We start from the raw sequence: 24,429 nt of genomic DNA, 5'->3' as shown, positions 1-24,429 counted from the left end.
GTCAAACAGGGTCGGGCGCCCGCAGCGGAATGAACGACGCTCCACCGCCCTCTAGGACAGCCACAGACCTAGTTCGCTCGTACGGTCACTGCTCTCCGCCGATCTCCGTGGAAGGACCGCGATGCCCGAGCAGACCAGCGCCTCACCGGAGGGCTACACCACCGTCGCGCCCTGGGTCGTCACCGACGACACCGGGGCCTTCTTCGACTTCGTGACACGGGCGTTCGGTGGTCAGGAACTCGGCCGGGTCGCCACCGAGGACGGCCTGATCGGGCACGGTGAGATCCGCGTCGGCGACACCGTCGTGCTGGCTTTCGACCGGCACGCGGACTGGCCCGCCATGCCGAGCCTGCTGCGCGTGTTCGTCCCCGACGCGGACGAGGCCTTCGCGCGAGCCGTCGCGGCGGGCGGCCAGGTCGTCACGCCCCTGGCCGACGACGCGTTCGGCCGGCGTGGCGGGCGCGTCAAGGACCCCTTCGGCACGATCTGGTGGGTGGTGAGCCGCGTGGAGGACGTCTCCGAGGACGAGATGTGGAGGCGGCTCCAGGACCCCGTGTACGCCGAGGTCATGCGTGTCGCCCAGGAGACACTCGACGCCGAACTCGGCGGCCGCCCGCAGGGGCGCGGCAGCGCACCCGTCAGGTCGACCGGTTGACACGCGCGAGGGGAGACCGGCGACCACCGGTCTCCCCTCCGGCGTGCTCAGGCGGTGAGCAGTCTCCCCTCCTCCCGCAGTGCCAGCCCTCCGGCGCGAGCGAGCGCGGCGACCGAGCCCGCGCACGCGAGGCCGGTCACGGTCAGCGCGCACCAGGTCAGCCAGAGGGCGTCATGGCGTACGGCGAAGTCCCACAGGACCCCGGTGGCGAGGTTGCCGAGGGTGATGCCCAGGCCGGAGACCGTGTTGTAGAGGCCGTAGTGGGTGGCGACCAGCCGGTTGCCGGAGAGGGTGACGACCGTGTCCATCTCGAACGGGTAGACCACCGCGCCGCCCGCCGCGAGCAGCGCCACCGCCACCGCGAGGGCGGCGAGGACGGCGGCGGTGGCGCCGGGCGGGGTCAGGGCGAGCGGGAGGAAGGCCAGCCCCATCGCGGCCAGTCCGCGTACCAGTGCCTGGTCGGCACTCCAGCGTCGCTTCGCCCACCCCGTCAGCCGCAGCTGCCCCGCCACGGCCACCACGGCGGAGACCACGAAGAGACCGCTGGTGGCCCAGGTGCCCTTCGCGCCGAGCGCGTCCTGCGCGGCGAGGGGGAGGGCCAGATAGACCTGGAAGGTGAGGACCTGCGAGCCGATCATGGCGGTCGCGAAGAGGAGGAAGGGCCGGTTGGCCACGACCGTCCGCCACTGCGCGAGGACGCTCTCCGACGCCCGACCGTGGCGGTCGCCCCGGCGGCCGGGCAGGGCACGCCACTGGAGCACGGTGAGGACCGCGAAGATCGCGGCGGCGATCGTGCACACCAGGCGGAAGTCGGCGGCCAGCAGGGCGAGTCCGACCAGCGGGCCGAGGAGCATCCCGGCCTGGTAGTAGACGTTGAAGGTGGCGAACGCGTCCACGCGCCGCTCGCCGGCCTCCGCGGCGAGGCAGGCCCGCACGGCCGGGTTGAAGAGGGCGCCCGCGAACCCGGTGGCGGCCGAGGCGGCGACGAGGGCGGGCAGGTTGTCGACCCAGCCGAGCAGCCCGAAGCCGACGGTTCGCAGCAGACAGCCGGCGATGATCGGCGTCTTGTGGCCGAAGCGGTCGGCGAGGGTGCCGCCGATGAGGAACATGCCCTGCTGCGAGAAGTTGCGTACCCCGAGGACGAGCCCGACCGCCCAGGCTGCCAGCCCGAGGCCTCCGGAGAGGTGGGCCGCCAGGTAGGGCATGAGCATGTAGAACGCCAGGTTGATGGCGAACTGGTTGGCCATCAACAGCCGCGCGGTGGGCGGGAAGGAGAGCGTCTGGCGCCAGAGCGTCCTCATCGGGCGGCTCCGGCGAGGGCGTGCCGCGCGACGGCGGCGAGCGGGGCGGTGATCCTGGTGCAGCGGGTCCAGCGGGTGACGCCCCGCTCGTCGGGGCGGGCGATCTCGTCGGGGTCGTCGGCGGGCAGGTGGCCGAGCAACCGGTGCTCACGGCAGTAGGCGTCGTCGAAGACCGTGCCGACGTACCGCTGCGGTCCGTCAGGGAAGACGGCGACGATCCGGTCCTCAGCGGGCAGCGTACGGCTCAGCCAGCGGGCCACCAGCGAGACCGCGCCGACGCTCCAGCCGCCGGTCGCGTAGTGGTCGCGGGCCAGCCGGCGGGCGGCCCACACCGCCTCCGGCGCCGCGACCCAGTGGACCTCGTCGAAGAGGTCGTAGGCGACGTTGCCGGGATAGATGCTGCTGCCCAGGCCGCGCATCAGCCGGGGTCCGGCGGGCTGGCCGAAGATGGTCGAGCCGGTCGTGTCCACCCCGACGACCCGCAGGCCGGGGAAGAAGCCACGCAGGACGGAGGCGATGCCCGCGGAGTGTCCGCCCGTGCCGACCGAGACGACGAGCGTGTCGACGCGGCCGAGCTGGGCGACGAGTTCGTGCGCGAGCGGCGCATAGGCGGCCACGTTGTCGGGGTTGTCGTACTGGTCGGGACACCAGGAGTTCGGGTGCACGCCGAGGAGTTCGGCGACCCGCCCGCGGCGCGCCTCCTGCCAGCCTCCGACGGGATGCGGGACGTCGACGAGGTCGATCTCCGCGCCGTACGCGGTGAGCAGACCGGTCATCAGGGGTTCCATGCCGGGATCGGTGACCACCGTGACGGGGTGGCCGTGGATGGCACCGGCGAGCGCCAGCCCGAGACCGAGGGTGCCGGAGGTGGACTCGACGATGCGGCCGCCCGGCGTCAGCTGTCCGCGTTCGCGGGCGGCGCGGACCATGTACAGGGCGGTGCGGTCCTTGATGCCACCGGGGTTGTGCCCTTCGAGCTTGGCCCAGAAGCCGCGGCCCGCGGCGGTGAAGGGAGCGCCGATCCACAGGACGGGCGTGTCGCCGACCAGGCCGGCGGGTGTGTGCACAGGACGTTTGGCGTCGGCGAGTAGCTGGGCCGGGGAAGTGGGCACAGCACTGCGGGGGGTGTGGTTCATGGCGTGCTACTCCTGCGGCCGGACTCCGGGGCAGGAGCCGGCCGTGGGTCGGGGGAAGGGGGCTGACATGTTCGGCTGCCTGCCGCGGGCACGTGTCGGTGGGCGGCGGCGGGGCCGCTCAGGTCCGCCACACGCCGAGGCGGGCCCGCGCGCCTGTCGGAGAGAGCACGTCGGGGTCGGGGAGCGAGCGCAGCGAGGCCGGACCCACGGCGGGCCGCGCGTCGAACGGGCAGGTCACCGGGGCGCCGTGGACGGCCGCCGGGACCGTCAGCGCCACGTCGCGCGGAGGCTGGAGCGTCGGCTCGTCCGCACCGCAGCAGTGCGTGGTGCCGTCCTGCTCGGGAGCCGTCCGCCCGACGGCCGTCCGCGGCGCAGGTCCTGACGGCTGTGCACAGCCCCCGGACGGCGACAGCAGGAGGGTGTCGGCCCGCTCGGCCAGACCGGCGTTCGGCCCGTGCGCGCAGTCCAGCACGTGCGTGAGCGCGGCCAGCAACAGCAGGAGCACCGCTCCGGTCCGTGCCACGGAGCGGCCGCCGCACACGACCGAGCCAGCCCTCATGAACGCACAGGGTAATCAACCGACAGCGCAGGGCTCCTGCCGAAACGCGGACCGCGCCCCGGCGTTCGGCGGCGCCCGGAGGCCGCTCTCCCGTCGCGTACGAGGTCCGTAGGGCCTTGCGCGCGAGTCCGTGCCTGCGCGCCCGCGCGCCGCCGGTCACCGCTTCGGATGAATCCGGACGCCGAACGGCCGAGCCCGTTCCCGTGTGACCTGTCCGGACAAGTTCGGGACCTGCGCCTTTACCTCCCGGTGAAGATCCCGTCGTGTGTTGGTCATCTGTTCTTGGTCAACACCCTCCAAAAGGACCTTATGTTCGCGGTCAAGCAATGGGCAAGAACAGTAACGGAGGACGTTGTGTCCCTGGATGTTCGTAGGGCTCGGCGGTTCGCCGCTCCCGCAACCGCCGCGGTCGCCGCCGCGGTCGTGACGATGGTGGTCAACCCGACGCCGGGCGCGTCGGCCTCGGCTCCGCACGCGTCGGCCAAGACCCCGACCGCCAAGAACGTCATCTTCATCAACGGTGACGGCATGGGCGCCGCCACCCGCCAGGCGGCCCGCCTGCACCTGGCCGGCATGGGCGGCCAGCTCGCGATGGACAAGCTGCCGACCTCGGGCCAGCTGACCACCGAGCCGGACGACCCGAAGGCCGTCGTCACCGACTCGGCCGCCGCGGCGACCGCGTGGGCCACCGGCGAGAAGACCTACAACGGCGCGATCAGCGTCGACGTGGACGGCAACCCGCTGGCCACCCTCGGCCAGCAGGCCAAGGCCGCCGGCAAGGCCACCGGCCTGGTCACCACCGCGCAGGTCACCGACGCGTCGCCGGCGGCGTTCTTCTCGAACACCGCCAACCGTTCGGCGCAGGACGAGATCGCCCGCCAGTACATCGAGGTCAGCAAGCCGGACGTCATCCTGGGCGGTGGCGAGGACTGGTGGCTGCCCGCGGGCAGCGCCGGCGCCTTCAAGGACCAGCCCGCCGAGGACCCGTCCGAGGCGAGCAAGGGCACCAAGGGCAACCTCATCGCCAAGGCCAAGAAGGCCGGTTACTCCTACGTCTCCAGCGCGGACCAGCTCAACCGCGCCAAGAGCGGCAAGCTCCTCGGTCTCTTCGCCAACGAGGAGATGTTCCAGCAGCGCGCCGAGGGCCAGGGCGACGTGTACAGCCCGGTGGTCGGCCTCTCCACCATGACCAGCAAGGCGCTGAGCACGCTGGACAAGAACAAGAAGGGCTTCTTCCTCATGGTCGAGGAAGAAGGCGTCGACGAGTTCGCCCACTCGAACAACGGCACTCGCGTCCTGCAGTCCATGCAGGAACTCGAGAAGGCGGTGGCCGTGGCCCGCGCCTACGTCGCCACGCACCCCGACACCCTGCTGGTCGTGACCGGCGACCACGAGACCGGCGGCCTGGCCGTCGAGGACACGGACGCCACCGACGAGTCCGGCACCGGCATCTCCGCCGAGGACGGCCCGTTCAGCATCCGCGGCAGCGAGAAGAGCTTCTACATCGACTGGACGACGTCCGGCCACACCGGTGTGGACGTTCCGGTGACCGCGGCCGGCCCGCTGTCCGACCGCTTCACCGGCAAGCACGCCAACACCTACGTGTACGACGTGCTGCGCCAGGCCCTCACGCGCCGCTGAACGAAGCACCGACGACGGAGCCCCGGGCCATCGTGCCCGGGGCTCCGCTGTCGTGATCAGCCCTGTGACGGCGGCGAGTTGCGCCGCCTCAGCAGCCACCACGCCCCGGCGGCGAGCACGGCAGCCGCTGCCAGGACGACGGCGACGGTCACACCGGTCGAGCCGTTCCCGTCCTCCTGCGCGGCCGTGGCGCCGCCGTCGTCGTCCGCGGACTTCGACCCGGCGGCCGACGGCGTGGGCGGCGTGCTCTCGGCCGGGCTCGGCGACGCACTCTCCGGCTCGGCGCCCGCGGCGGCCGCCCGCAGCTTCAGCACCGGCGCGGGCTGCTCCGACTCCGCGCCGCCGGTGGGCAGTTCGATCCAGCGGGACACCTCGCCGTCGCTGTAGGTCTCGACCGTCTTGAAGGCGATCTCCTTCGCGTCCGGCAACTGCCTGACCCTGATGCTGTGTTCGGCGTCGACACCGGCCTTGAGGGCGGGACCTGCGAGGCGGTAGCCGTCGCCGGTGGCCGTCAGCCGCCACCCTTCGGGCGCTTCGCCGAGGGTCACGTCACCGGGGGCGATGCCCTCGGGCAGCACGATCCGCAGCTCGGTGAAACCGGCCGTGCCGGACTCGGCCTCGGAGACGAACCTGAGCGTGACGTTCTCGGCCAGGGCCTGCGGGGTGTCGGCCTCGACCTCGGCGTGCGCGGATGCCGGTGCGGCCAGGGCCAGCGAGGCCGTCAGCGCGGCAGCACCGGCGAGAGCGATACGGCGGCCGGCCAGGGCCACCGGAGTGAGGGACATGGACGTGGACACGGGGAACTCCTCGCGGGTACGGGACTAACCGGTCCCGTGGTCGCCGGGACCGGATGACGGACTGGACGTGCTCCCGCGCGCGGCGGCCCCCTGCGCACCACCGCGTGCTCCAGTACGTCGTCCCACGGCGCCGCCGCCGTCTCGAAGGCGGCCCCGGGCCACCGGCCGGACGGCACGACCGCCGGGCGGCCGGTGACGCGGACCGGCCGCAGCAGCACCTGGGCCAGGCCCGCCGCGGCTGCCCTGGTGACCGTGGTCAGCGTGGCGAGCGCGGCCGTCATCCGGGCGTCGGCCCGGCACAGCAGCCACGCCACGGCCAGCGCGGCGACCACGTGCACGGTGGTCATCGCCGCCCCGGCGTGATGCCACGCATGCCCGTCCCCGGCATCGACGACGGTGTGACCGGCGTGCCCCGGCATCGCCGTCGACGCGTCACCGGCCACGCACGACAGGACGAGATGCAGCGCGCCCTGCACGGCCAGCGTGCACAGGACGGTCGCGGCGGGCGGGCAGCGCCTGCGGGCCAGCGGCCAGACGGCCGCGAACTGGAGCACCGCCATCGCGCCCACCAGCCGCCAGGGCACCGCGCCTTCGGCGATCGCATGATGCCCGAGGGCCGCGAGGACGGTGCCGAGCACGGCGAACAGACCGGCCCGCACACAGGTTCCCGCGGGGCCGGCCCGGTCCGTCACGGCACGCTCCCCGTGCCCGGTCACGTCATCACGCCGCACGGAGAGCGTGCCGGGAGAAGGAGGCCACGGGCGTTCACCCTGTCGTATACGTGAGGCCGCAGGGCACTGTTCACGCCAGGCCAGGAAGGTGCCGAGGCGGCAGAGGCGGCGTGGACCGCCCCGGCACCTCCCGGCCGCGTCACCCGGCCAGCCGGTCGTCGATGACTGCTTTGAACGCCTCGTAGGAACCAGGCGCCGCGATCGGTTCGCCGTCGACGAAGAAGGTCGGAGTGCCCCGCACCCCCAGCGCGACGCCGTCCCGCTGGTCGACCCGGATCCGTGCGGCGACGTCCGGATCGGCCAGATCGGCGTCGAACGCGGCCATGTCCAGTCCGAGTCGGCGCGCGTAGTCACGGAAGACCTGCTGCTTCCCGTCCCGCGACTCACCCCACTCCTTCTGGGTGGCGAAGAGCTTTTGGTACATCTCCTCGAACCTGCCCTGCCGGGCGGCGGCTTCGGCGGTGCGCGCGGCGAGTTCGCCGTTGCGGTGGCCCGGCATCGGGAAGTAGCGGGCGACGAAGGTGACCCGGTCGCCGTACTCCGCGCGGAGCTTCTCCACGACCGGGTGGTACGCGCCGCACGCCTCGCACTCGAAGTCGAGGAACTCGACGACCGTCAGTTCGCTCCTCCCCGGATCGGTGAGCCGGTGGCTGGACGCGCGCACGGGCACCGCGTCGGCGGCCGGCCGCACGCCCAGCCCCTGGCCTTCGCGGTCGTCGGGCGCGAACAGCAGGTAGGAGCCGAAGGCGGCGGCGAATCCCGCCATCAGCACCGCGGCCACCAGGAGTTGCCTGTGGAGCTTCTTCATGATTCCTCGCCGGAGTGAGGTGTGAGCCACGGCCGGCTCGGAGCGGCGACGGCCAGGAGCGTCACCGCCGTCACGGGTACGGCGAGACAGCGTGCCGGGACGCGCGCGGCACGCGGGGAAAGGGCGTTCATGGTGCGGGACTCTCCGAGTCTTCCGGAAGGGAGCCCCGGCCCGCCCGGCGGTCACCCTCGTGCCGTGCCCGTCAGGGCAGGCAGGGACCGCCGATCGGCGAAGGCCGGAGCAGGGCGAGCGAACTGCGCCCGTCCCGCGGAGGAGCCCGCCCCTCGTGCAGGCGCACCAGCAGCGCGGACCACAGCGGCGCCGCGCTCTCGGGCAGGGCGACCCGCGGACCCGTACCGCGGCCGACGGCGAGCCGCGGCCACAGGAACAGCAGCAGACGCCGTACGACCGTCAGAAAGGCTGTGCTCTGCCACAGCAACCGCTCGCTCAGGCCCAGCAACCGGGCCGTGAGCAGCAACGTGACCAGGTGCCCTGCCACCAGCACACCGGCGGGCCGACCGGCCGCCGCGTCGTGCTCGACCAGCGACGAGAGGCTCGCGGCGGAACCGCCGGTCCCGGCCCCCGAGGCACCGGCACCCGCACCGGGCATCGCGTACGCGGCGTGGCAGACCAGCTGCGCGACCGCGAGCACCGCAAGCAGCTGGGCGTCCGTCAGCCGTCGCCGGGTGAGGACCACCGCGCCCGGCACCGCGACCGCGGCCATGGCGGCCACGATGATCAGGCGGGGCGCATGGCACCGTGCCAGCGCGTGCCCGGCCAGCGGCAGCAGCACGCACAGCACCGCCAGCAGGCCCGCCCGCAGCCCCCTGAGCGCACCGGACGCCGGAGAGCCGGCTTCCCGCGGGCGGTACGGGTGCATGGGTTCGGGCCTTCGACGGCCGTCCACGAGCGGACGGAGCGGTGGGAGGGGAATCGTGCGGGCCGGCTTCGCGGCGCGCCCTGGAAGCGTACCGGCCGCGGCGGTCGCGGGTTCACGACAGGGTGACACTAGCGGCGAGGTGGTTGCGCCGCGCCTTGGACGTGGCAGGTTTCCGCAGGTCAGAGCGCGACTATCGGAGATGACAACGGTCACCGGTGCAGCCTTTGGTGATCGGGGAACCGGTGGGTTTCACTGCGCTTGGAGCACTTGTCGGGAGAGGGAAGGCCTCACCATGAGCGATCACGATCACGGGCACGATTCCGGGCACGCCGGGGGCGGCCACGCCGGTCACGCCCACGGCGTCTCGGCCGACGCCGACCGCCGCTGGCTGGCCCTCGCCCTCACCCTGATCACCGCGTTCATGGCGATCGAGGTCGTCGTCGGCATCGTCGCCGGCTCCCTGGCCCTGATCTCCGACGCGGCGCACATGCTCACCGACGCCGCCTCGATCGTCCTCGCGCTGGTCGCCATGCGGCTCGCGGCCCGCCCGGCCAAGGGCGGCTTCACCTACGGCCTCAAGCGCGCCGAGATCCTCTCCGCCCAGGCCAACGGGCTGACCCTGCTGCTGCTCGGCGCGTGGCTCGCCTACGAGGCCGTGCGGCGTCTGATCAGCCCGCCGGAGGTGGCGGGCGGGCTCATGCTCGCCACGGCGCTCGCCGGCATCGTGGTGAACGTGGCCGCGACCTGGTGCCTGTCCCGGGCCAACCGCTCCTCCCTCAACGTGGAGGGTGCCTACCAGCACATCCTCAACGACCTGTTCGCCTTCATCGGCACCGCCGTCGCCGCCGGGATCATCGTGGTGACCGGCTTCGCCCGCGCCGACGCCATCGCCACCCTCGTCGTGGTCGCCCTGATGGTGAAGGCCGGCTACGGCCTGCTGCGCGAGTCCGGCCGCATCTTCCTGGAGGCGGCGCCTTCCGACGTCGACCCGGACGCCCTGGGCGACGAACTCGTCGCCGAACCGAAGGTGGTCGAGGTCCACGACCTGCACGTCTGGCAGATCACCTCGGGGCAGGCGGCCCTGTCCGCGCACATCCTGGTCGAGCCCGGCGGCGACTGCCATGCCGTCCGCCGCGACCTGGAGGAACTCCTGCGCCACGACCACGGCATCACCCACACCACCCTCCAGGTCGACCACGCCGCCGCCACCCTCCTGGACGGCCCCCTTCCCGGCGACCGCGACCTGCTCCCCCTGGACGACGACGGTCACTGCGAGGAGCCACACGGCCCGGTACACCGGGACGAGCCCCACGAACACTGAAGCCCGCCACCCCGCCGCGAGCCCGCTGGCGAACATCGCCCGGGTGCACACCTGGGTGGATCCTGGCGCTGATCGGCGGTCAGTAGGCTACGGAGCCGCGTTCATGAGGTCGAGGGCGCTCTGCTGCCGGGCCGCGTCGGTGGAGTCCACGGGGCCGTACCAGCGCAGGCCGTACTGGTCCAGGGCGTTGCGGTCGTTGCCGTAGGCGCGGGTGGCCTGGCGCTGCAGGTAGGCGGTGTAGGGGTGGTCGGCCAGCGCGCCGTTGAGCTGTGCCAGGCCCCGGACGTCGGCGCCCTTGAAGGAGGGGCCGTCGGCTCCGCAGTCACCGGACTCGCAAGGGTCCTTGAGGATGCCGTCGGCGGTGTTGAGCTGCGCCGAGGTGGTGTTGGCGTCGGCGATGCGCCGGGCGGTGTCCAGCAGGGTGCCGTCCCCGGTGGCGGTGTGGAGTTCGGTGAGGGCGCCGATGAGGACACCCTGGTTGTAGGACCAGACGGTGCCGTCGCCGGTCTTGCAGGTGGACAGCGACAGGCCGTCGGAGACGGTGCCGGCGGCGGTGACGAGGCCGGTGCCCTTCAGCCACGACCATCCCGCACGGGCCCGGCCCAGGTAGGCGGAGTCGCCCGGGATCCGGTTGTGCAGCGCGGCGTTGAGCTGGATGTACAGGGAGTTCGGGATGGCGTTCTTGGTGGACTTCGCCGTACTCCAGTACACGCCGCCACCGCAGACGGAGTCCCAGTACGACGCCATGTAGTCCGCGTCGGCCCGCGCGGTGGCGAGGTAGCGGCTGTCCTTGGTGAGGTCGTAGGCCGCCACCCAGGCGAGACCCCACCAGCCCGTGTCGTCGATGTAGGAGTTCCTGAACTGCCCGCCCTGGGCGTTGACGTTGAGGTCGTACGTCCGTCCGACGGCGTACTGGTAGCTCGTGATGCCGGTCGTGCGGATGCTGCCGATCAGCGAGGTCAGGGCGTTGGCCGAGTTCCACCAGCCGGTCGTCGCGAACAGCCCGGTCCCGTAGTCGTAGAACTCCATGAGCGCGGTGGCCGCGGCGCCGTGGCGGTCCGCGGCGTTCCAGGTGGTGCGGGCCCAGGGCGTGCACGCGATGTCGGCCCGGTCGCCCGCCTTCCCGCAGGCCCGCAGGGCGCCCACCCCGTGGTTGTTCCAGTCGTCGGCGTTGTACATGAGGGTGCGCCATCCGCGCTGCCCGGACGGCACGGTGGTGTCACCCAGCCGGCTGCCCGAACTCCACGTGCGGCCGCCGTCGAAGGACCGGTCGAGCCATACCTCGTCCGTCGGGCTGCCGTTGTCGATCGAGGCCCAGCCCATGTCGTCGCCGTCGTCGAGGTGCAGCGTGATGGAGCGCCAGAAGAGGGTGGTGGTGACGGGTGTCCGGTCGCCGGGGGAGAGCGCGGGATCCCGGCCGTCGCAGTACTTGTCGCAGATGGCGGTGGCGGCCTGGGCCGGGCCGGGGAGCACGGCCGACATCGTTGTCAGCAGGCCGAGGGCGAGGGTGGTGACGGCAGTGCGGAGGAGACGCATGTGAGCTCCTGTGGGGGAATGGCGCGCCATGCCGTACACGGGGACACGGCGTCCGGTCCGTACCGGCGGCCCCGCCCGTAGGATCGGCATTTTGCATGCGCCTGTCAACGGCCTGGCCCGGTCACCACGGCGCGGCCGTGCCCGGTGCCATGCCCGGCACGAGACCCGCCGCGGATGCCGCCCCGGGCGCGGGAGGCGAGTCCAGGGAGAGGCGGGAGACGATGCGGTAGCGGTCGCCCCGGTAGATCGAGTGGACGTACTCGACGGGCCGGTCGTCGGCGTCGGTGGTCAGGCGCTCGAACAGCAACGCGGGGGAGAGGTGCGGCACTTCCAGGATCCTGGACTCGGCCGGGCTGACGACGGTCGGCTCGATCGTCTGCACCGCCTTGCTCACCTGGACCCGGTGCCGCTCGCGCAGATGCTCGTACAGGTCGCCGCTCTCCAGCTCGCCCGCGGTGAGCGAGGGTGCCACGTCCGCGGGGATGTGCAGGTGCTCGATGGCCATGGGGGCGCCGTCGACGAGCCGCAGGCGCGCCGCGTAGACGATGTCGGCGGCGGGCGACACGTGCAGCCTGCGGCCCACCCGGGCGCCGGCGGCGTGGGTGGTGAACTCCAGCAGCCGGCTCGACCAGGTGCCGGACGCCTGGGGGAGGGTCATGCCCGCCGAGTCGGAGACGAGTTCCTGCGTGATCTTCTCCGGCGCCACGAACATGCCGCGGCCGTGTCTGCGGACCAGGACTCCCGCCGCGACGAGTTCGTCGACCGCGGCCCGCAGCGTCGGCCGGGACACCTGCAGGGTGTCGCAGAGGGACCGTTCGGAGGGGATGGCGTCCCCCGGGTGGAGTGACTCGGTGAGCTGAAGGATGTGGTCCCGCACCCGTTCACGCTTGAGGACCGCTCCCGAACCGTCAGCCTTCATGTCGCCCGCTCCTGCCCCGCCGTCCGAGAAATTTACCTGCGCCAGCCCATCCGGTCCTTACCACTGACCGCCACTGGTCAAGTGCAGTGTAGTCGTCTTTCGCTCGGATTAGCCAAGATCCGGCAGTGGCGAGGTGTCAGAACTCCCTATCACCTGGGGGGTTGACGCCACTATTGGTCTATGCCACCTTCATCGACCACCGACAGGTCACTTGTCCAGTTGACCCAACTGGTCAAGTCGCTTGGTGTCATCCCTTACGAGGTGAACCGTGAAGCTCCGCATGCTCGCAGGTGTGTCCGCACTGATGATCGCCGCAGGCCTCAGCGCCTGCAGCGACAACTCCGCGTCGTCCTCGGACGGCACGACCACGATCGACGTCTGGCTCATGCGCGACAGCGTCTCCGCCCAGTTCCAGAAGGAGTTCGTCTCCGGCTTCGAGGCCGCCCACCCGCGGATCAAGGTGAAGGTCCAGATCCAGGAGTGGGACGGGATCGGCGAGAAGGTCACCGCCGCGCTCGCCAGCAACGACGCCCCCGACGTCATCGAGACGGGCAACACCCAGGTCGCGCAGTTCGCCCAGAGCGGCGGCCTGCTCGACCTCAGCGACAAGGTCGGCGAGCTGGGAGGCGGCAGCTGGCTCAAGGGCCTGGCCGAACCGGGTGCCTACGAGGGCAAGCAGTACGGCATCCCCTACTACGCCGCCAACCGCGTCGTGATCTACCGGACCGACCTGTTCAAGAAGGCCGGCATCGACGCCTCGGCCCTGAAGACCCGCGACCAGTGGATCGCCGCCACGAAGAAGCTCGACAACGCGCAGACCCAGGGGATCTACCTGCCCGGCCAGATGTGGTATGCGCTGGCCGGGTTCATCTGGGACGAGGGCGGCGACCTCGCCGTGCGGAGCGGCGGCTCCTGGAAGGGAGCCCTGGACACTCCGCAGGCCCTGCGCGGCATGGACTTCTACCAGCGCCTCCAGGCGCTCGGCAAGGGCCCCAAGGACTCCGACGAGGCGCAACCGCCGCAGGCCGAGGTCATGGCCAAGGGGCAGGTCGCACAGATCATCTCCACGCCCGGCGGCGCCAACGTGATCACCCAGAACAATCCCGGACTCAAGGGCAAGCTCGGCTTCTTCCCGATCCCGGGGAAGACCGCCGCCCACCCGGGATCCGTCTTCATCGGCGGCTCCGACCTCGTCATCCCCGCGGCCTCCGGCAAGCAGGAAGCCGCCTTCACCTTCGTCAAGGACCTCACCGGCGACACCTGGCAGCGCAAGCTCGCCGCCGCCATGAGCTACGTACCGAACAAGACCACCCTGGCCGACGCGGTCGCCTCCGACCCGGGCGCCTCCGCGATGGCCGCGGGCGCCGCCGTCGGCCGGGCGACACCCAACACCCCTGGCTGGGCCGCGGTCGAGGCCAAGAACCCCGTCAAGGACTACATGACCGCCGTGCTCACGGGCGCCGACGCCCGCAAGCAGGCGGCCAAGGCCTCCGCCGCGATCACCGACGCCATGAAGGGCAGCTCCTGAGCCGTGACGGCCTGCGCCGCACCCCCGCGACGCAGGCTCTCGCCCGCACACCGACAGGAGACGAAGCCGTGTCGATCGTCCACGAACGCCCCGCGGCGCCGGCCCTGACCCGGCACCGCGGCCCCTCGCAGCCCTCCGCACGGCCCGCACCCGGCCGCCGGGGACAGGACCGCGCCGGACTCTGGCCCTACCTGCTGATCACTCCCACGGTCCTCGGCATGCTCTACCTGCTCGCCTACCCGCTCGCCCGCGCCGTGCTGATGTCGCTGCAGGACTTCCGGCTGCGCCAGCTCATCTCCGGCCACGCCCGGTTCGTCGGACTGCGCAACTACCGGACGCTGCTCACCGACGAGCGGTTCTGGCAGGTCGTCCGCCGCACCTTCGTCTTCATGGCGGTCAACGTCGTCCTCATCATGGTCCTCGCCACACTCGTCGCCCTGCTCGTCGAACGGCTCGGCCGCCGCTGGCGCCTGGCCGTGCTCAGCTCGCTGGTACTGGCCTGGGCCATGCCGGTCATCGCCGCCACCACGGTCTTCCAGTGGCTGTTCCACTCCGAGTTCGGCATCGTGAACTGGTCCCTGACACGGCTCGGCTTCACCTCCTTCGACCGCTACCCGTGGTTCGCGCACGGCCCAGCCGCCTTCACCATCCTGGTGCTGCTGGTCGTCTGGCAGTCCGTGCCGTTCGCCGCGATCACCGTGTACTCGGCCCTGACCACCGTCCCCGCGGAGCTGTACGAGTCGGCCCGGCTCGACGGCGCCTCGGCCGCCCGCATCTTCCGGGCCATCACCTTTCCCATGATCCGCCCGATCTTCATGCTGGTGTTCTCGCTGGAAGTCATCTGGACCTTCAAGGCGTTCGTGCAGATCTGGGTGATGACCAACGGCGGGCCCGGCGACGCCACCACCATCCTGCCCGTCTACGCGGTCCAGACCGCCCTGTCCAGCCAGCGCTACGACCTCGGCTCCGCGGCCTCGATGGTCACCGTCCTGCTGATGGCGGCCGTACTCGTCTTCTACTTCCGCCAGATGCACCGTCAGGAGGGCGAGACGCCGTGAGCGTACGACGACCCGGTCTTCGACGCCTTCCCCTGCACGCGGCCGCCACGGCGACCGTCGCCGTCTGCCTCTTCCCCGTCTACTGGATGGTCACCACGGCCTTCAAACCGGGCCGGGACATCCAGTCCGACACCCCGCAACTCTGGCCCCACACCTGGACCTTGGAACACTTCAGGACCGCTGTCGGAGCCCAGGGATTCGCCCTGTTCTGGCGCAACAGCCTGCTCGTGACCGCCGGCGCCGTCCTGCTCGCCCTGATCGTCGCGCTCGGAGCCTCCTTCGCGGTGGCCCGGATGCGCTGGCGCGGCAGACGCCAGTTCATGCTGATGGTCTTCATCGCCCAGATGGCGCCCTGGGAAGCCCTGATCATCCCGGTCTACATCATCTCCCGCGACACCGGCATGCTCGACCGCCTCCCGACGCTCACCCTCGTCTACTTCATGATGACCCTGCCGTTCACCATCGTCGTCCTGCGCGGGTTCATCGCCGCCATTCCCGAGGAACTGGAGGAAGCCGCCCAGGTCGACGGCTGCACACGCCGAAGCGCCTTCCGCCACATCACCTTCCCCCTGCTCGCCCCCGGGCTGATGGCCACCTCCCTCTTCGGCTACGTCACCGCGTGGAACGAGTTCGCCTACGCCAACTTCCTGATCATCAAGCAGCAGGACAGCCGGACCCTGCCGGTGTGGCTGTCCTCCTTCCAGAACGTCTTCGGCACGGACTGGGGCGCCACCATGGCCGCCTCCACCCTCTTCGCGCTCCCCGCACTCGCGGTGTTCCTGCTCCTGCAGCGCCATGTGACCTCCGGCTTCGCCGCCGGCGCCGTCAAGGGCTGAGTCCGCTCCGCCCTTCTCCCGCACCGAACCCCGGAGTTGAGCCGTGTCCACCACCCTGCCGCGCACCTCGCTCGTGCCCCGCCCCTCCCACGCCCGCTTCACGCACGGCCAGTTCACCTTCGACGCCGACACCCGCCTGCGCGTCAGCACCGGCGCGGAACCCGCGGCCGACCTGCTGCGCACCCTCCTGTCACCCGCCACCGGCCTGACCCTCGACACCGCCGCCGACGCCTCCTTCGTCCTCCACCTGGACTCCGCGCTCACCGGACTGGGCGTCGAAGGGTACGGACTGACCATCGGGCCGAACTCCGTACTGCTGCGCGCCCGGGAGGTGACCGGGCTGCTGCGCGGAGTGCAGACCGTCCGCCAGCTCCTGCCCGTCGAGGCCCTGCGGACCACCCCGCAGCGCGGCGTGACCTGGACCCTGCCGTGCGCCGAGATCACGGACCTGCCCAGCCGGCCCTGGCGAGGGGCCATGCTCGACGTGGCCCGCCACTTCCAGCCCCTGTCGTACCTGCTGCGCTACGTCGACCTGCTCGCCCTGCACAAGATCAACGTCTTCCACCTGCACCTGACCGACGACCAGGGCTGGCGGATGCCGGTGGCGGCCTATCCCAAGCTCACCGAGATCGGCGGACACCGCGTCCAGTCCATGATCGGCCCGAGCGGCGACCGGTACGACGGCATCGCGCACGGCGGCGCCTACACACGGACGGAGCTGGCCCGGCTGGTCGACCACGCCGCGGCCCGTGGCGTCACGGTCATGCCCGAGATCGAGATGCCCGGACACGTGCGAGCCGCCCTGGCCGCCTACCCGCACCTGGGGAACAACCCCGACCGGGCCCTGGACGTCTGGACCCGCTGGGGCGTCTGCGACACCGTCCTCGGCGTCCACGACGAGGTCCTCGACTTCTGCCGCACGGTGCTGGAGGAGGTCATGGACGTCTTCCCCTCGCCCTACATCCATCTGGGCGGAGAGGAGTGCCCCCTCACCGAATGGGAGCGGAGCCCCGCGGCCCGCACCCGCATGCGCACCGCCGGACTGGACGACGCCGCGGCGCTGCACGGCTGGTTCCTCGGCCAGGTCGGCGCCTTCGTCGGCGGCAACGGCCGCCGGGCCGTTGGCTGGAGCGAGACCGGCACCCGACTGCCCCGCGACTTCACCGCCATGGTCTGGCGCGACCCCGCCCACGTCACCTCCGCCGCCGCCCGGGGCCACGACGTGATCAACGCCTACCACCGGGCCACCTACTTCGACTATCCGCAGAGCGGCGCGGCCGACGAGCCGGCCGGACAGCCGGGATCGGTCGTGTCCCTCCGGGACGTCCACGGCCACGATCCCGTGCCCGACGGCCTGCCCGCCGAGGCGGAAGCACACGTCCTCGGCTCCCAGGCACAGCTGTGGACCGAGTACGTCGCCACCCCGGACCGCATCGAGTACCTCACCTATCCCCGCCTGTGCGCCCTGGCCGACAACGGCTGGAGCGGCCCCACCCCCTGGCCCGACTTCGCCGCCCGCCTGCGGGAGCACACGGCACGCCTGGACGCCCTCCAGGTGACCCGCCACCCCTGAAACGGCCCCACCGCACCGTCCGAAACCCAGACCGATCCGAGAGGAACGCCATGAAGTCCCTGACCACCACCCGCAGATGGCGCGCCGCCGCAGCAGCGGTCGTCGCCATGGCCACCGGAACCGCCGGTCTCGCCGCCCTGTCCGGCACGGCCAGCGCCGCCGCCGCACCCCTGACCGTGCAGTACCGCACCAGCGCCACCGGAGCCACCGCGGACCAGGCCGAACCATGGCTCAAGGTCAAGAACACCGGGACCGCGACCGTCCAGCTCTCCGCCGTCAAGGTCCGCTACTACTTCAAGTCCGACTCCGCCAGCACGAGTTACCGCTTCGCCTGCTCCTGGGCGGTCAAGGGCTGCGCCAACATCACGGGAACCTTCGGCACGCTGTCCAACCCCACGGCCACCGCCGACCGTTACCTCGACATCGCGTTCACCTCCGGCGCGGGCAGTCTGGCACCCGGATCCGACACCGGAGACATGCAACTGCGGTTCTACCGCGCCGACTGGCAGACGCTGAACCAGAGCGACGACTACTCCTTCAACGCCTCCCAGACGGCCTACGCGGACTGGTCCAAGGTCACCGCGCAGCTGTCCGGCAGCACCGTGTGGGGCACGGCCCCGGCAGGGAACGACCCGACCGACCCGACGGATCCGCCCACCGATCCTCCGGCCGGCGGGCAGAGCCTGTTCGACGACTTCAACTACAGCACCTCCAGCGACCCGAAGATCTCCGCGAACGGCTGGAACGTCCGCTCCAACTCCGGCGGACCCGGCGTGCCCGGCGCCACCTGGGCCCCGGAGAACGTCACGTTCGCCAGCTCCGCCGGCAACTCGGTGATGAACCTGCGGACGTCGACCTCCGGCACCGCCGAGAGCACCCGGCAGACCGAAGTGGCCACCAAGTCCATGAAGTTCAAGAACGGCACCTACGCGGCGCGCGTGAAGTTCGCCGACACGCCGGTCTCCGGCCCGGACGGCGACCACCTCGTGCAGACCTTCTTCACCATCAACGACCTGACGGCCCCGATGGCCGACGACTACGCCGAGTACGACTTCGAGTACCTGCCCAACGGAGGCTGGGGCGAGCCCTCGAACATCCTGTACACGACGTCCTGGGAGACGTACAACCCGGATCCGTGGCAGGCGGTCAACCAGCACACCGAATCCCGGCAGAGCTACGCCGGCTGGCACGACCTGCTGCTCACCATCGACAACAGCAGCATCAAGTACTACATCGACGGGCAGCTCTTCGGCACCCACGACTCCGCCTACCTGCCCGAGCGGCCGATGTCGATCAACATCAACCAGTGGCTGATCGACCTCGCCGGCCAGACCGGCACCACACCCCGGTCCTACGACGAGCAGGTCGACTACGTCCTGCACGTCAAGGACCAGGTCCTGACCCCGGCCCAGGTCACCGCCAAGATCAACGCCTACCGCTCGGCCGGTACGACCTTCGAGGACACCGTCCCCAACAGCTAGACCCCGCCGGGGCACCCGTGCTCCGGCGCCCGGTCCGGTGCGACCACTGCCCGCTCGCACCGGACCGGGCCGGCCCCGGCCGCCTCACATCCGGGACCGCAGGACGTCGACCTCACAGCCCGGTGCGAAGGGGTCGAAGCCGTGCTCCGCCAGCCAGCGGACCACCAGCAGGCTGCGCAGCGACCACCACGCCCGGATCACGTCCAGGTCGACGTCGGTGCCGTAGCCGACGAGGACGTCGGCGAGGTGCTCCTCGTGTCCGAGCGTGAAGGTGGCGAGGTCGTGCAGGGCATCGCCCCGGCCCGCCTCGGACCAGTCGATGATGCCGGTGACCTCGTCATCGTCGACGAAGACGTGAGCGATCTGCAGGTCGCCATGGGTGAACGCCGGTGTCCACGGGCGCAGCGCGGCCTCGGCGACCTGGCGGTTGCGGGCGACCAGGTCGGCGGGCAGCATGCCGTTCGCCACGAGCGCCGCGCACTCGGCGTCGAGTTCCGCCGTCACCGCGGCGACGCTCCGGCCGGCCTGCCCCGTCCGGGCCGGCAGGGGTGCGTCGTGCAGCTTCCTGATGGCGGCGCCCGCCGCGGCCCACCCGGCAGGCGAACCGGTCGCCGGGCCGCCGAGGCGCCCGAGCGTCGTCCCCGGGAGCGCGGCGAGCGCGAGCACGGGCGGCTTGCGCCACAGCACCTTTGGCGTCGGGACCGGCACGAGCGCCATCGCCTCGACCTCGACGTCGATCCGCGCCTGATCGGCGTCCACCTTCAGGAACACGTCGCCGACGCGCAGGGTCGCACGCTCGGAATGGGCGACGACGACTTCGACCTCATCCATGGACGACCAGTATTCCGACGAGGATCGCGCCCGTCGCCGGGTTTATCGCGCACGGGATCACACGGGCTTCGGCCCCGGCGCGGCCGACGGCGGGGGAGCGGCGGCGGTCATGGCGCCGGAGTCCAGGCGGCCCCTCGCGTCGGCCGGCGCAAGAGGCCACATGTCCGGGCGAAACGCAACGTCGACAGAGCCCGCGGCGGCGGCTACCTTCCTCAGGTCCTCGGCGACCGCCCACGGCCGCCACGGAGTTGGTGCACCCCGTGCCGCCCGCGAAGGACGCGTGGGTCACGACCCGCGAACCCAGGGAGAAACGCATGCCCCATCTCGCGCTATACACCTTCGGCGTCCTGAAGTCACCTCTCGCCGAACCCAGCCCCCTCATGGACGAGTTCTACGCACGGGGCGAGGCCATCTACCGCAAGATCAGCCGGCACCCCGGACACCTTGCGCACGCCGAGGCCGCGCACGGCGACCGCGGCACGCTCTTCGAGGCGGACTGGGGCGCGTGGGGAGAGTTCGCCGTACCGGCCTGGTACGCCAAGGGCCGTACGGCGGAGACCACCGCCTTGGCCGCGACCCTCTCCCTCTGGACCGACCTGCGCTCCGCCTCCGAAGCCGTCTACACCGGCCTGCACCGTGAGGCGCTGAACCGGCGCTACGACTGGTTCGAGAGGACAGGCCACCCGGGTCACGTCTTCTGGTGGGTCCCCGAGGGCGTGACACCCACCTGGCGGGACGGTGTCGCCAGGCTGGAACACCTGCACGAACACGGCCCCGCGCCGCACGCCTTCACCCGCGAAACAGCCGAACGCAGGGGACCTTGACGGACGGAGGCGGGCGTCAGGCCTCCGGGGCGGTGACCGTCCAGTCCCCGGCGGGCAGGGTCTCCGTGCCGTCGGCCCGTACGCCGGTCACCCAGTAGTAGCTGGTCGTGCCGCGCCGGACGCCGGTGTCGACGTACGAGGAGGTCCCGGCCGAGGCCTCGCCGATCCTCTCGTAGGCGGTGGTGGCCGGGTCCCACCGGTAGATGCGGTAGCCCGCCGCGGAACCAGCGGAGCCGTCGTCGCCCGCACCGGGTCCGGACCAGGTCAGACGATTGCCTTCGCCGCCCTCCACGGCGGAGACGTCCAGGCGCAGGGGCGAGCCTTCGGGTGTCGCGACGCTCGGCGTCATGTCCAGCTCCGTCGCGGTCACGATCTGCGCGTTGCCGGTCCACTGGAACGCGGAGTTCCCGGCGTCGTCGACGGCGTCGACGATGAAGCAGCTCTCCTCGCCGTCGGGGAGGGTGGTGTACGCGTACGAGGTGGTGTCGGCCCCTACGTAGTAGCCCGGGTACAGGGAGCAGATCTTCTCGTCGTCGTCGCCCCACAGCTCACCGCGGCGGACCACGTAGCGCGCCAGGTCCGGCGTCGGGTTCGCGTCCCAGCTCACCTCGAAGCCGTACTCGGTCGGGACGACGGCGACCCCGGTGACGGCGGACGGCGCAGTGAGGTCCCTGCGCGTGCCGCCGACGGCGACGGACCGCCCGGACTCGTTCCCGGCCGCGTCCAGCGCGGTCACACGGTAGGAGTAGCCGACGTCCTCGGCGGCCGTGGTGTCCAGGTACGACACCTGACCGGTGGCGCCGACCAGGGTGTACGTCCCCTGAGCACCCGTCGCCCGGTAGACCCGGTACGACGCCGCTCCCGCGACCGCGCTCCACCTGACCCGCAACCCGCCGCCCTCGGCGACCGTGCCCGGTCCCGCGGGAACGGCGGGCGCGGTTCGGTCGGCACTCACCACCGCCCGGTCGGAGGAGCCCGTGGAGACGTTCCCCGTCCTGTCGTACGCCCGGACCTCGTAGTAGTACGTCTCACCGCTCGCCGGCGGCGTGTCGGTGTACGACGTGGAGGTGGTGGTGGCCAGCGGAGTGCTGCCGAAGGCCGCGCCCTTGAGGCGGCGGTAGACGCGGTAGCCGGCGAGGTCCATCTCGCTGTTCCCGGCCCAGCCGAGCCTCGCCTTGCCCGTCGTCGTGTCGTACGACGCCGACACGCCCGTAGGCGTGAGCGGCTTGACCTTGTCGGCGGTCGCCGAAGTGCGCGGAGCGTAGCCGAACTTCACGTTCGCCGAGCCCGTCCAGTTGACGTAGTCCACGCGCAGCGTGTGACGGCCCGCCGGGATCGTGACGTCGACGGTCTTCTTCACCGTCGACGAGCCGTTCTTCCACAGGTCGATCTTGCGGGAGGTGTCGACGTACACCCGAATGCCGTCCTGGACCGCGACCGAGAGGGTGAAGGGACCCCCGGAGCCGAAATCGCGGGTGACGCTCCACCGGACCGCGAAGTTGTTCGACGGCAGGCCGGACGCGGGGGCCTTGGCGCCCCACTTCTCGTCGATGCCGCTGTCGCAGTCGGTCCGTTTCGGGGTGCCCGAGAAGGTGGTGTTCGCATAGAACTGCCGCTTGTACACCGGTGAGGTGCAGGTCGTCGTGGCGGACGCCGGGACGGCGGTCACGGTGAGCACACCACTCGCGGTGGCGAGCACGACGGCGGTCGCGGACGCCGCGAACGTGCGTCGTCGAGTTGAGTTCATTCGGCCCTCTGGTCTTGATCGGGACGGAGGTTCTCGCCCGTGATGATCAAGACTCACGAGGCGTCCGACGGGTTGTAGAGATCTTTACTCGCGCAGTACCTCCGCTTGGGTCGGCGTGTCCGCTGTGGCGAGCCGCGATCCGAGGGCCGATGATCGAATGGCATGACCCCGAGCGGGGTAGGAAGATCCTGCTATTCATCCCGGCCGGCACCCCCGGCAATACCGAAGGACGAAGCAGTATGGCCAGCGGCACCGTGAAGTGGTTCAACTCCGAAAAGGGCTTCGGCTTCATCGCCCAGGACGGCGGCGGACCGGACGTCTTCGCCCACTACTCCAACATCTCCGGCAACGGGTACCGCGAGTTGGTCGAGGGCGAGCCCGTCACGTTCGACGTCACCCAGGGCCAGAAGGGCCCGCAGGCCGAGAACATCGTCCGAGGCTGACGCCCGCGCCCGCCTCCGGTGTCCTGTGCCCAGCCGGGCCCGGACACCGGAGGCGGCTGGGTGTCGCGTGCTCCCGGGGACTCCGTTCGGCGCCACGAGACCGGCGAGCGGACGACCCTGAGCGTACGTCCGTGACGTGGACGTACGCGCCGTGAGCGCCGCCGCCCGGTGGCCGAGGTCCGCTCCGCCGTCCTACCCGTGACCCGCTGCCGAACCACCGCTGACCGGTGTGCGAAGCTGCCGATCACAGGGGAGGAGCGTGGCAGTGGGGCGGGAGCACATACCGGACGTGCGACGGCGGCACGGCACGATCGGCGTCGCACAGGCCGCGTTGGCGGTGCTGGTGGTGGCCGGACTGGCCCTGGCGGCGCTGCTGTTGCGCCCCGGCACGGACCTGCTGGCCAAGGGCCGCGGCCCGCTCGGCGGCAACGGCGTCCTCGTCGTCGGCCTCGCCCTGCTGGGACTCCTCGGCGGCCTGGCACTGCGGGAGAAGTACCGGGACCGGATCGGCACGGGCCGCGAACTCACCGCCGTGGAACAGCGGCTGGCCGACGGCACGAACCGGGTCCTGCTGGCCGCGACGCTGCTCGTCCCCCTGCTCGTCCTGGTGCTGCACCGCTTCGGCATGTCCGCCAGTAGCCACCAGACCGACCAGCGACCGTCGCCGCGTCCCACCCCGCCGCAGGACCTGCTCCCCACCCCGCCGCCCGCGCATTCCGCCGAGCACGCCGGCCGCGGCATGCACCTCGGGCTGGAGCGCGTCCTGCTCGTCCTTGCCATCGCCCTGGTCGTCGTGGTCGTCGTGATGGCCGCACTGCGCCTGTGGCGTCATCTGGGACGGCCGTTGACGCCCGACACCGCGGCGACGTACGCGGTCCTCGACGACGAACAGGACCGCCTCGCCCAGGCCGTGGATTCCGGGCGCCGAGCCCTGACGGGCGCGACCGACGCCCGCGCGGCCGTCATCGCCTGCTACGCCGCCATGGAGGAGTCCCTCGCCGAGTCCGGCGTGACCAGACGCGCCTCGGACAGCCCGCAGGACCTGCTGGAGCGTGCCGTCGCCGACGGCCTGCCCGCGGAGACGGCCGCCGCCGCGCTCACCGCCCTGTTCCGCGAGGCCCGCTACTCCACCCACCCGATGGACGCCCGTCACCGCGACCGGGCCGCGGCCGCGCTCGCCGAGATCGCCGACGGCCTGCGGACGCGGACCTCCGGCCGCCACGCCATGACGGGCACCCCGTGACGGCGCCCGCCCGGATCCGGGCCCTCCTGAACTCCGCGCGCACGAAGCCCGGTTCGGTGCGCCACTCGATGGCCGTGTTCGGCATCGCCGCGGTCGCCGCCGAAGCGCTGCTGGCCCTCACCGACGGTGCCGGCGCGGCCGCCACCGGCCTCGCCCTCATCACCGCGACCGCGCTCGTCCTCGGACGCTTCGCCGCCGGCGGCGCCGCCCAGGACAGCGGCTACCGCAGGCCGATGCGCCTGCTGAACAGCCGCGCCCCGGCGCTCGGCGGCTGGCAGCGCATCGTGGCCAAGTCCCTCGCGGCCGACGACGACGCCCGCTACGACACCGTCATGCGGCCGCAGTTGCAGCGGCTCTTCGCCGCCCGGCTGGCCGAACGGCACGGCGTGGAGATGTACCGAACCCCGCAGCGGGCCCGCGCCCTGGTCGGTGCCGAACTGTGGCCCTGGATCGACCCCGGGACGACCGCCCCGCAGCCCACCCTGCCCGAGCCCGTCCTGCGCTCCCTGCTCGACCGCCTGGAAACCCTGTGACCGAAGCCGCTGCCGGGCCGGCAGCCCGCGCAACCGACCCCGCCCCGT

The 24,429-nt window shown here is 71.8% G+C and carries 23 protein-coding genes; 12 read left to right on the top strand and 11 right to left on the bottom strand.

The annotated features are described in order from the left end of the window. Positions 1 to 121 precede the first annotated feature (121 nt). Positions 122 to 655: a VOC family protein gene (locus ACIQOE_RS32195; protein ID WP_399010491.1), complete on the top strand. Its 534-nt coding sequence runs from the start codon at positions 122 to 124 to the stop codon at positions 653 to 655. Between the two features lie 47 nt (positions 656 to 702). On the opposite strand, the gene ACIQOE_RS32190 is transcribed toward ACIQOE_RS32195, so the two are convergent. From ACIQOE_RS32190 to ACIQOE_RS32180, 3 genes are all read right to left on the bottom strand, one after another. Beyond that, the gene (locus tag ACIQOE_RS32190; RefSeq protein ID WP_401415178.1) at positions 703 to 1,956 is read right to left on the bottom strand and encodes an MFS transporter; all 1,254 of its coding nucleotides are present in this window, start codon (positions 1,954 to 1,956) and stop codon (positions 703 to 705) included. Further along, on the bottom strand, positions 1,953 to 3,092 hold the full coding sequence (locus ACIQOE_RS32185) for a PLP-dependent cysteine synthase family protein (protein ID WP_401415176.1): 1,140 nt from the start codon (positions 3,090 to 3,092) through the stop codon (positions 1,953 to 1,955). The genes ACIQOE_RS32190 and ACIQOE_RS32185 overlap by 4 nt, the downstream gene beginning before the upstream one ends. Positions 3,093 to 3,210: 118 nt before the next feature. Continuing rightward, positions 3,211 to 3,651, bottom strand: a complete 441-nt coding sequence (locus ACIQOE_RS32180; RefSeq protein WP_365575401.1) for a hypothetical protein — start codon at positions 3,649 to 3,651, stop codon at positions 3,211 to 3,213. 429 nt (positions 3,652 to 4,080) lie between these two features. Here ACIQOE_RS32180 and ACIQOE_RS32175 point away from each other — a divergent pair, with 429 nt between their 5' ends. Beyond that, entirely contained in the window at positions 4,081 to 5,292 is a 1,212-nt protein-coding gene (locus ACIQOE_RS32175) for an alkaline phosphatase (RefSeq protein WP_399010923.1), read from the top strand. Positions 5,293 to 5,348: 56 nt separating this feature from the next. Here the strand turns inward: ACIQOE_RS32175 and ACIQOE_RS32170 are convergent, their stop codons facing one another. The 4 genes from ACIQOE_RS32170 to ACIQOE_RS32155 form a co-directional block, all read right to left on the bottom strand. Then, positions 5,349 to 6,077 (bottom strand): DUF1775 domain-containing protein, encoded by a 729-nt coding sequence (locus ACIQOE_RS32170; RefSeq protein WP_365575719.1) that lies wholly within the window; start codon positions 6,075 to 6,077, stop codon positions 5,349 to 5,351. Further along, positions 6,014 to 6,781, bottom strand: a complete 768-nt coding sequence (locus ACIQOE_RS32165) for a hypothetical protein (protein WP_401415174.1) — start codon at positions 6,779 to 6,781, stop codon at positions 6,014 to 6,016. The genes ACIQOE_RS32170 and ACIQOE_RS32165 overlap by 64 nt, the downstream gene beginning before the upstream one ends. Positions 6,782 to 6,959: 178 nt before the next feature. Next, positions 6,960 to 7,628 (bottom strand): DsbA family protein, encoded by a 669-nt coding sequence (locus ACIQOE_RS32160; RefSeq protein WP_401415172.1) that lies wholly within the window; start codon positions 7,626 to 7,628, stop codon positions 6,960 to 6,962. Positions 7,629 to 7,830: 202 nt separating this feature from the next. Further along, on the bottom strand, positions 7,831 to 8,508 hold the full coding sequence (locus tag ACIQOE_RS32155; protein ID WP_401415170.1) for a hypothetical protein: 678 nt from the start codon (positions 8,506 to 8,508) through the stop codon (positions 7,831 to 7,833). Positions 8,509 to 8,800: 292 nt separating this feature from the next. On the opposite strand from ACIQOE_RS32155, the gene ACIQOE_RS32150 reads away from it, so the two are divergent. Next, positions 8,801 to 9,829 (top strand): cation diffusion facilitator family transporter, encoded by a 1,029-nt coding sequence (locus tag ACIQOE_RS32150; RefSeq protein WP_365557191.1) that lies wholly within the window; start codon positions 8,801 to 8,803, stop codon positions 9,827 to 9,829. An 87-nt stretch (positions 9,830 to 9,916) separates the two neighbouring features. Here the strand turns inward: ACIQOE_RS32150 and ACIQOE_RS32145 are convergent, their stop codons facing one another. Together ACIQOE_RS32145 and ACIQOE_RS32140 are read right to left on the bottom strand one after the other, a co-directional pair. Then, on the bottom strand, positions 9,917 to 11,365 hold the full coding sequence (locus tag ACIQOE_RS32145; RefSeq protein ID WP_401415168.1) for a glycoside hydrolase family 76 protein: 1,449 nt from the start codon (positions 11,363 to 11,365) through the stop codon (positions 9,917 to 9,919). A gap of 121 nt (positions 11,366 to 11,486) precedes the next feature. Next, positions 11,487 to 12,284, bottom strand: a complete 798-nt coding sequence (locus ACIQOE_RS32140) for a GntR family transcriptional regulator (protein WP_399010474.1) — start codon at positions 12,282 to 12,284, stop codon at positions 11,487 to 11,489. A 268-nt stretch (positions 12,285 to 12,552) separates the two neighbouring features. Between ACIQOE_RS32140 and ACIQOE_RS32135 the strand changes: the two genes are divergently transcribed. From ACIQOE_RS32135 to ACIQOE_RS32115, 5 genes are all read left to right on the top strand, one after another. Further along, on the top strand, positions 12,553 to 13,812 hold the full coding sequence (locus ACIQOE_RS32135) for an extracellular solute-binding protein (RefSeq protein ID WP_401415165.1): 1,260 nt from the start codon (positions 12,553 to 12,555) through the stop codon (positions 13,810 to 13,812). Between the two features lie 68 nt (positions 13,813 to 13,880). Beyond that, the gene (locus ACIQOE_RS32130; protein WP_365557200.1) at positions 13,881 to 14,870 is read left to right on the top strand and encodes a sugar ABC transporter permease; all 990 of its coding nucleotides are present in this window, start codon (positions 13,881 to 13,883) and stop codon (positions 14,868 to 14,870) included. After that, complete coding sequence (locus ACIQOE_RS32125; RefSeq protein ID WP_365557203.1) at positions 14,867 to 15,706, top strand: carbohydrate ABC transporter permease; 840 nt, start codon at positions 14,867 to 14,869, stop codon at positions 15,704 to 15,706. Before ACIQOE_RS32130 ends, ACIQOE_RS32125 begins: the two co-directional genes overlap by 4 nt. A 43-nt stretch (positions 15,707 to 15,749) precedes the next feature. Continuing rightward, positions 15,750 to 17,279: a beta-N-acetylhexosaminidase gene (locus tag ACIQOE_RS32120; protein WP_365575420.1), complete on the top strand. Its 1,530-nt coding sequence runs from the start codon at positions 15,750 to 15,752 to the stop codon at positions 17,277 to 17,279. 50 nt (positions 17,280 to 17,329) lie between these two features. Next, complete coding sequence (locus ACIQOE_RS32115; protein WP_401415162.1) at positions 17,330 to 18,760, top strand: cellulose binding domain-containing protein; 1,431 nt, start codon at positions 17,330 to 17,332, stop codon at positions 18,758 to 18,760. An 84-nt stretch (positions 18,761 to 18,844) separates the two neighbouring features. Here the strand turns inward: ACIQOE_RS32115 and ACIQOE_RS32110 are convergent, their stop codons facing one another. Next, on the bottom strand, positions 18,845 to 19,591 hold the full coding sequence (locus tag ACIQOE_RS32110; RefSeq protein ID WP_401415160.1) for a phosphotransferase family protein: 747 nt from the start codon (positions 19,589 to 19,591) through the stop codon (positions 18,845 to 18,847). Positions 19,592 to 19,905: 314 nt separating this feature from the next. On the opposite strand from ACIQOE_RS32110, the gene ACIQOE_RS32105 reads away from it, so the two are divergent. Further along, on the top strand, positions 19,906 to 20,415 hold the full coding sequence (locus ACIQOE_RS32105; protein WP_351325008.1) for a DUF3291 domain-containing protein: 510 nt from the start codon (positions 19,906 to 19,908) through the stop codon (positions 20,413 to 20,415). 16 nt (positions 20,416 to 20,431) lie between these two features. Here ACIQOE_RS32105 and ACIQOE_RS32100 read toward each other — a convergent pair whose 3' ends face one another. After that, positions 20,432 to 22,162, bottom strand: a complete 1,731-nt coding sequence (locus tag ACIQOE_RS32100) for a fibronectin type III domain-containing protein (protein WP_401415158.1) — start codon at positions 22,160 to 22,162, stop codon at positions 20,432 to 20,434. Between the two features lie 239 nt (positions 22,163 to 22,401). Between ACIQOE_RS32100 and ACIQOE_RS32095 the strand changes: the two genes are divergently transcribed. From ACIQOE_RS32095 to ACIQOE_RS32085, 3 genes are all read left to right on the top strand, one after another. Further along, a complete protein-coding gene (locus ACIQOE_RS32095) occupies positions 22,402 to 22,605 on the top strand; it encodes a cold-shock protein (RefSeq protein WP_009192932.1) in 204 nt (67 codons plus the stop codon). Between the two features lie 259 nt (positions 22,606 to 22,864). Beyond that, positions 22,865 to 23,848, top strand: a complete 984-nt coding sequence (locus ACIQOE_RS32090; RefSeq protein WP_401415156.1) for a DUF4129 domain-containing protein — start codon at positions 22,865 to 22,867, stop codon at positions 23,846 to 23,848. After that, positions 23,845 to 24,381 carry a hypothetical protein gene (locus ACIQOE_RS32085; RefSeq protein ID WP_401415154.1) on the top strand — a complete coding sequence of 179 codons (537 nt, stop codon included), beginning with the start codon at positions 23,845 to 23,847 and terminating at the stop codon, positions 24,379 to 24,381. Before ACIQOE_RS32090 ends, ACIQOE_RS32085 begins: the two co-directional genes overlap by 4 nt. Positions 24,382 to 24,429 lie beyond the last annotated feature (48 nt).

This window comes from Streptomyces sp. NPDC091282, assembly GCF_044757385.1.
GTDB lineage: Bacteria > Actinomycetota > Actinomycetes > Streptomycetales > Streptomycetaceae > Streptomyces > Streptomyces gramineus.
This window is presented reverse-complemented; position numbering and strand designations above follow the sequence as displayed.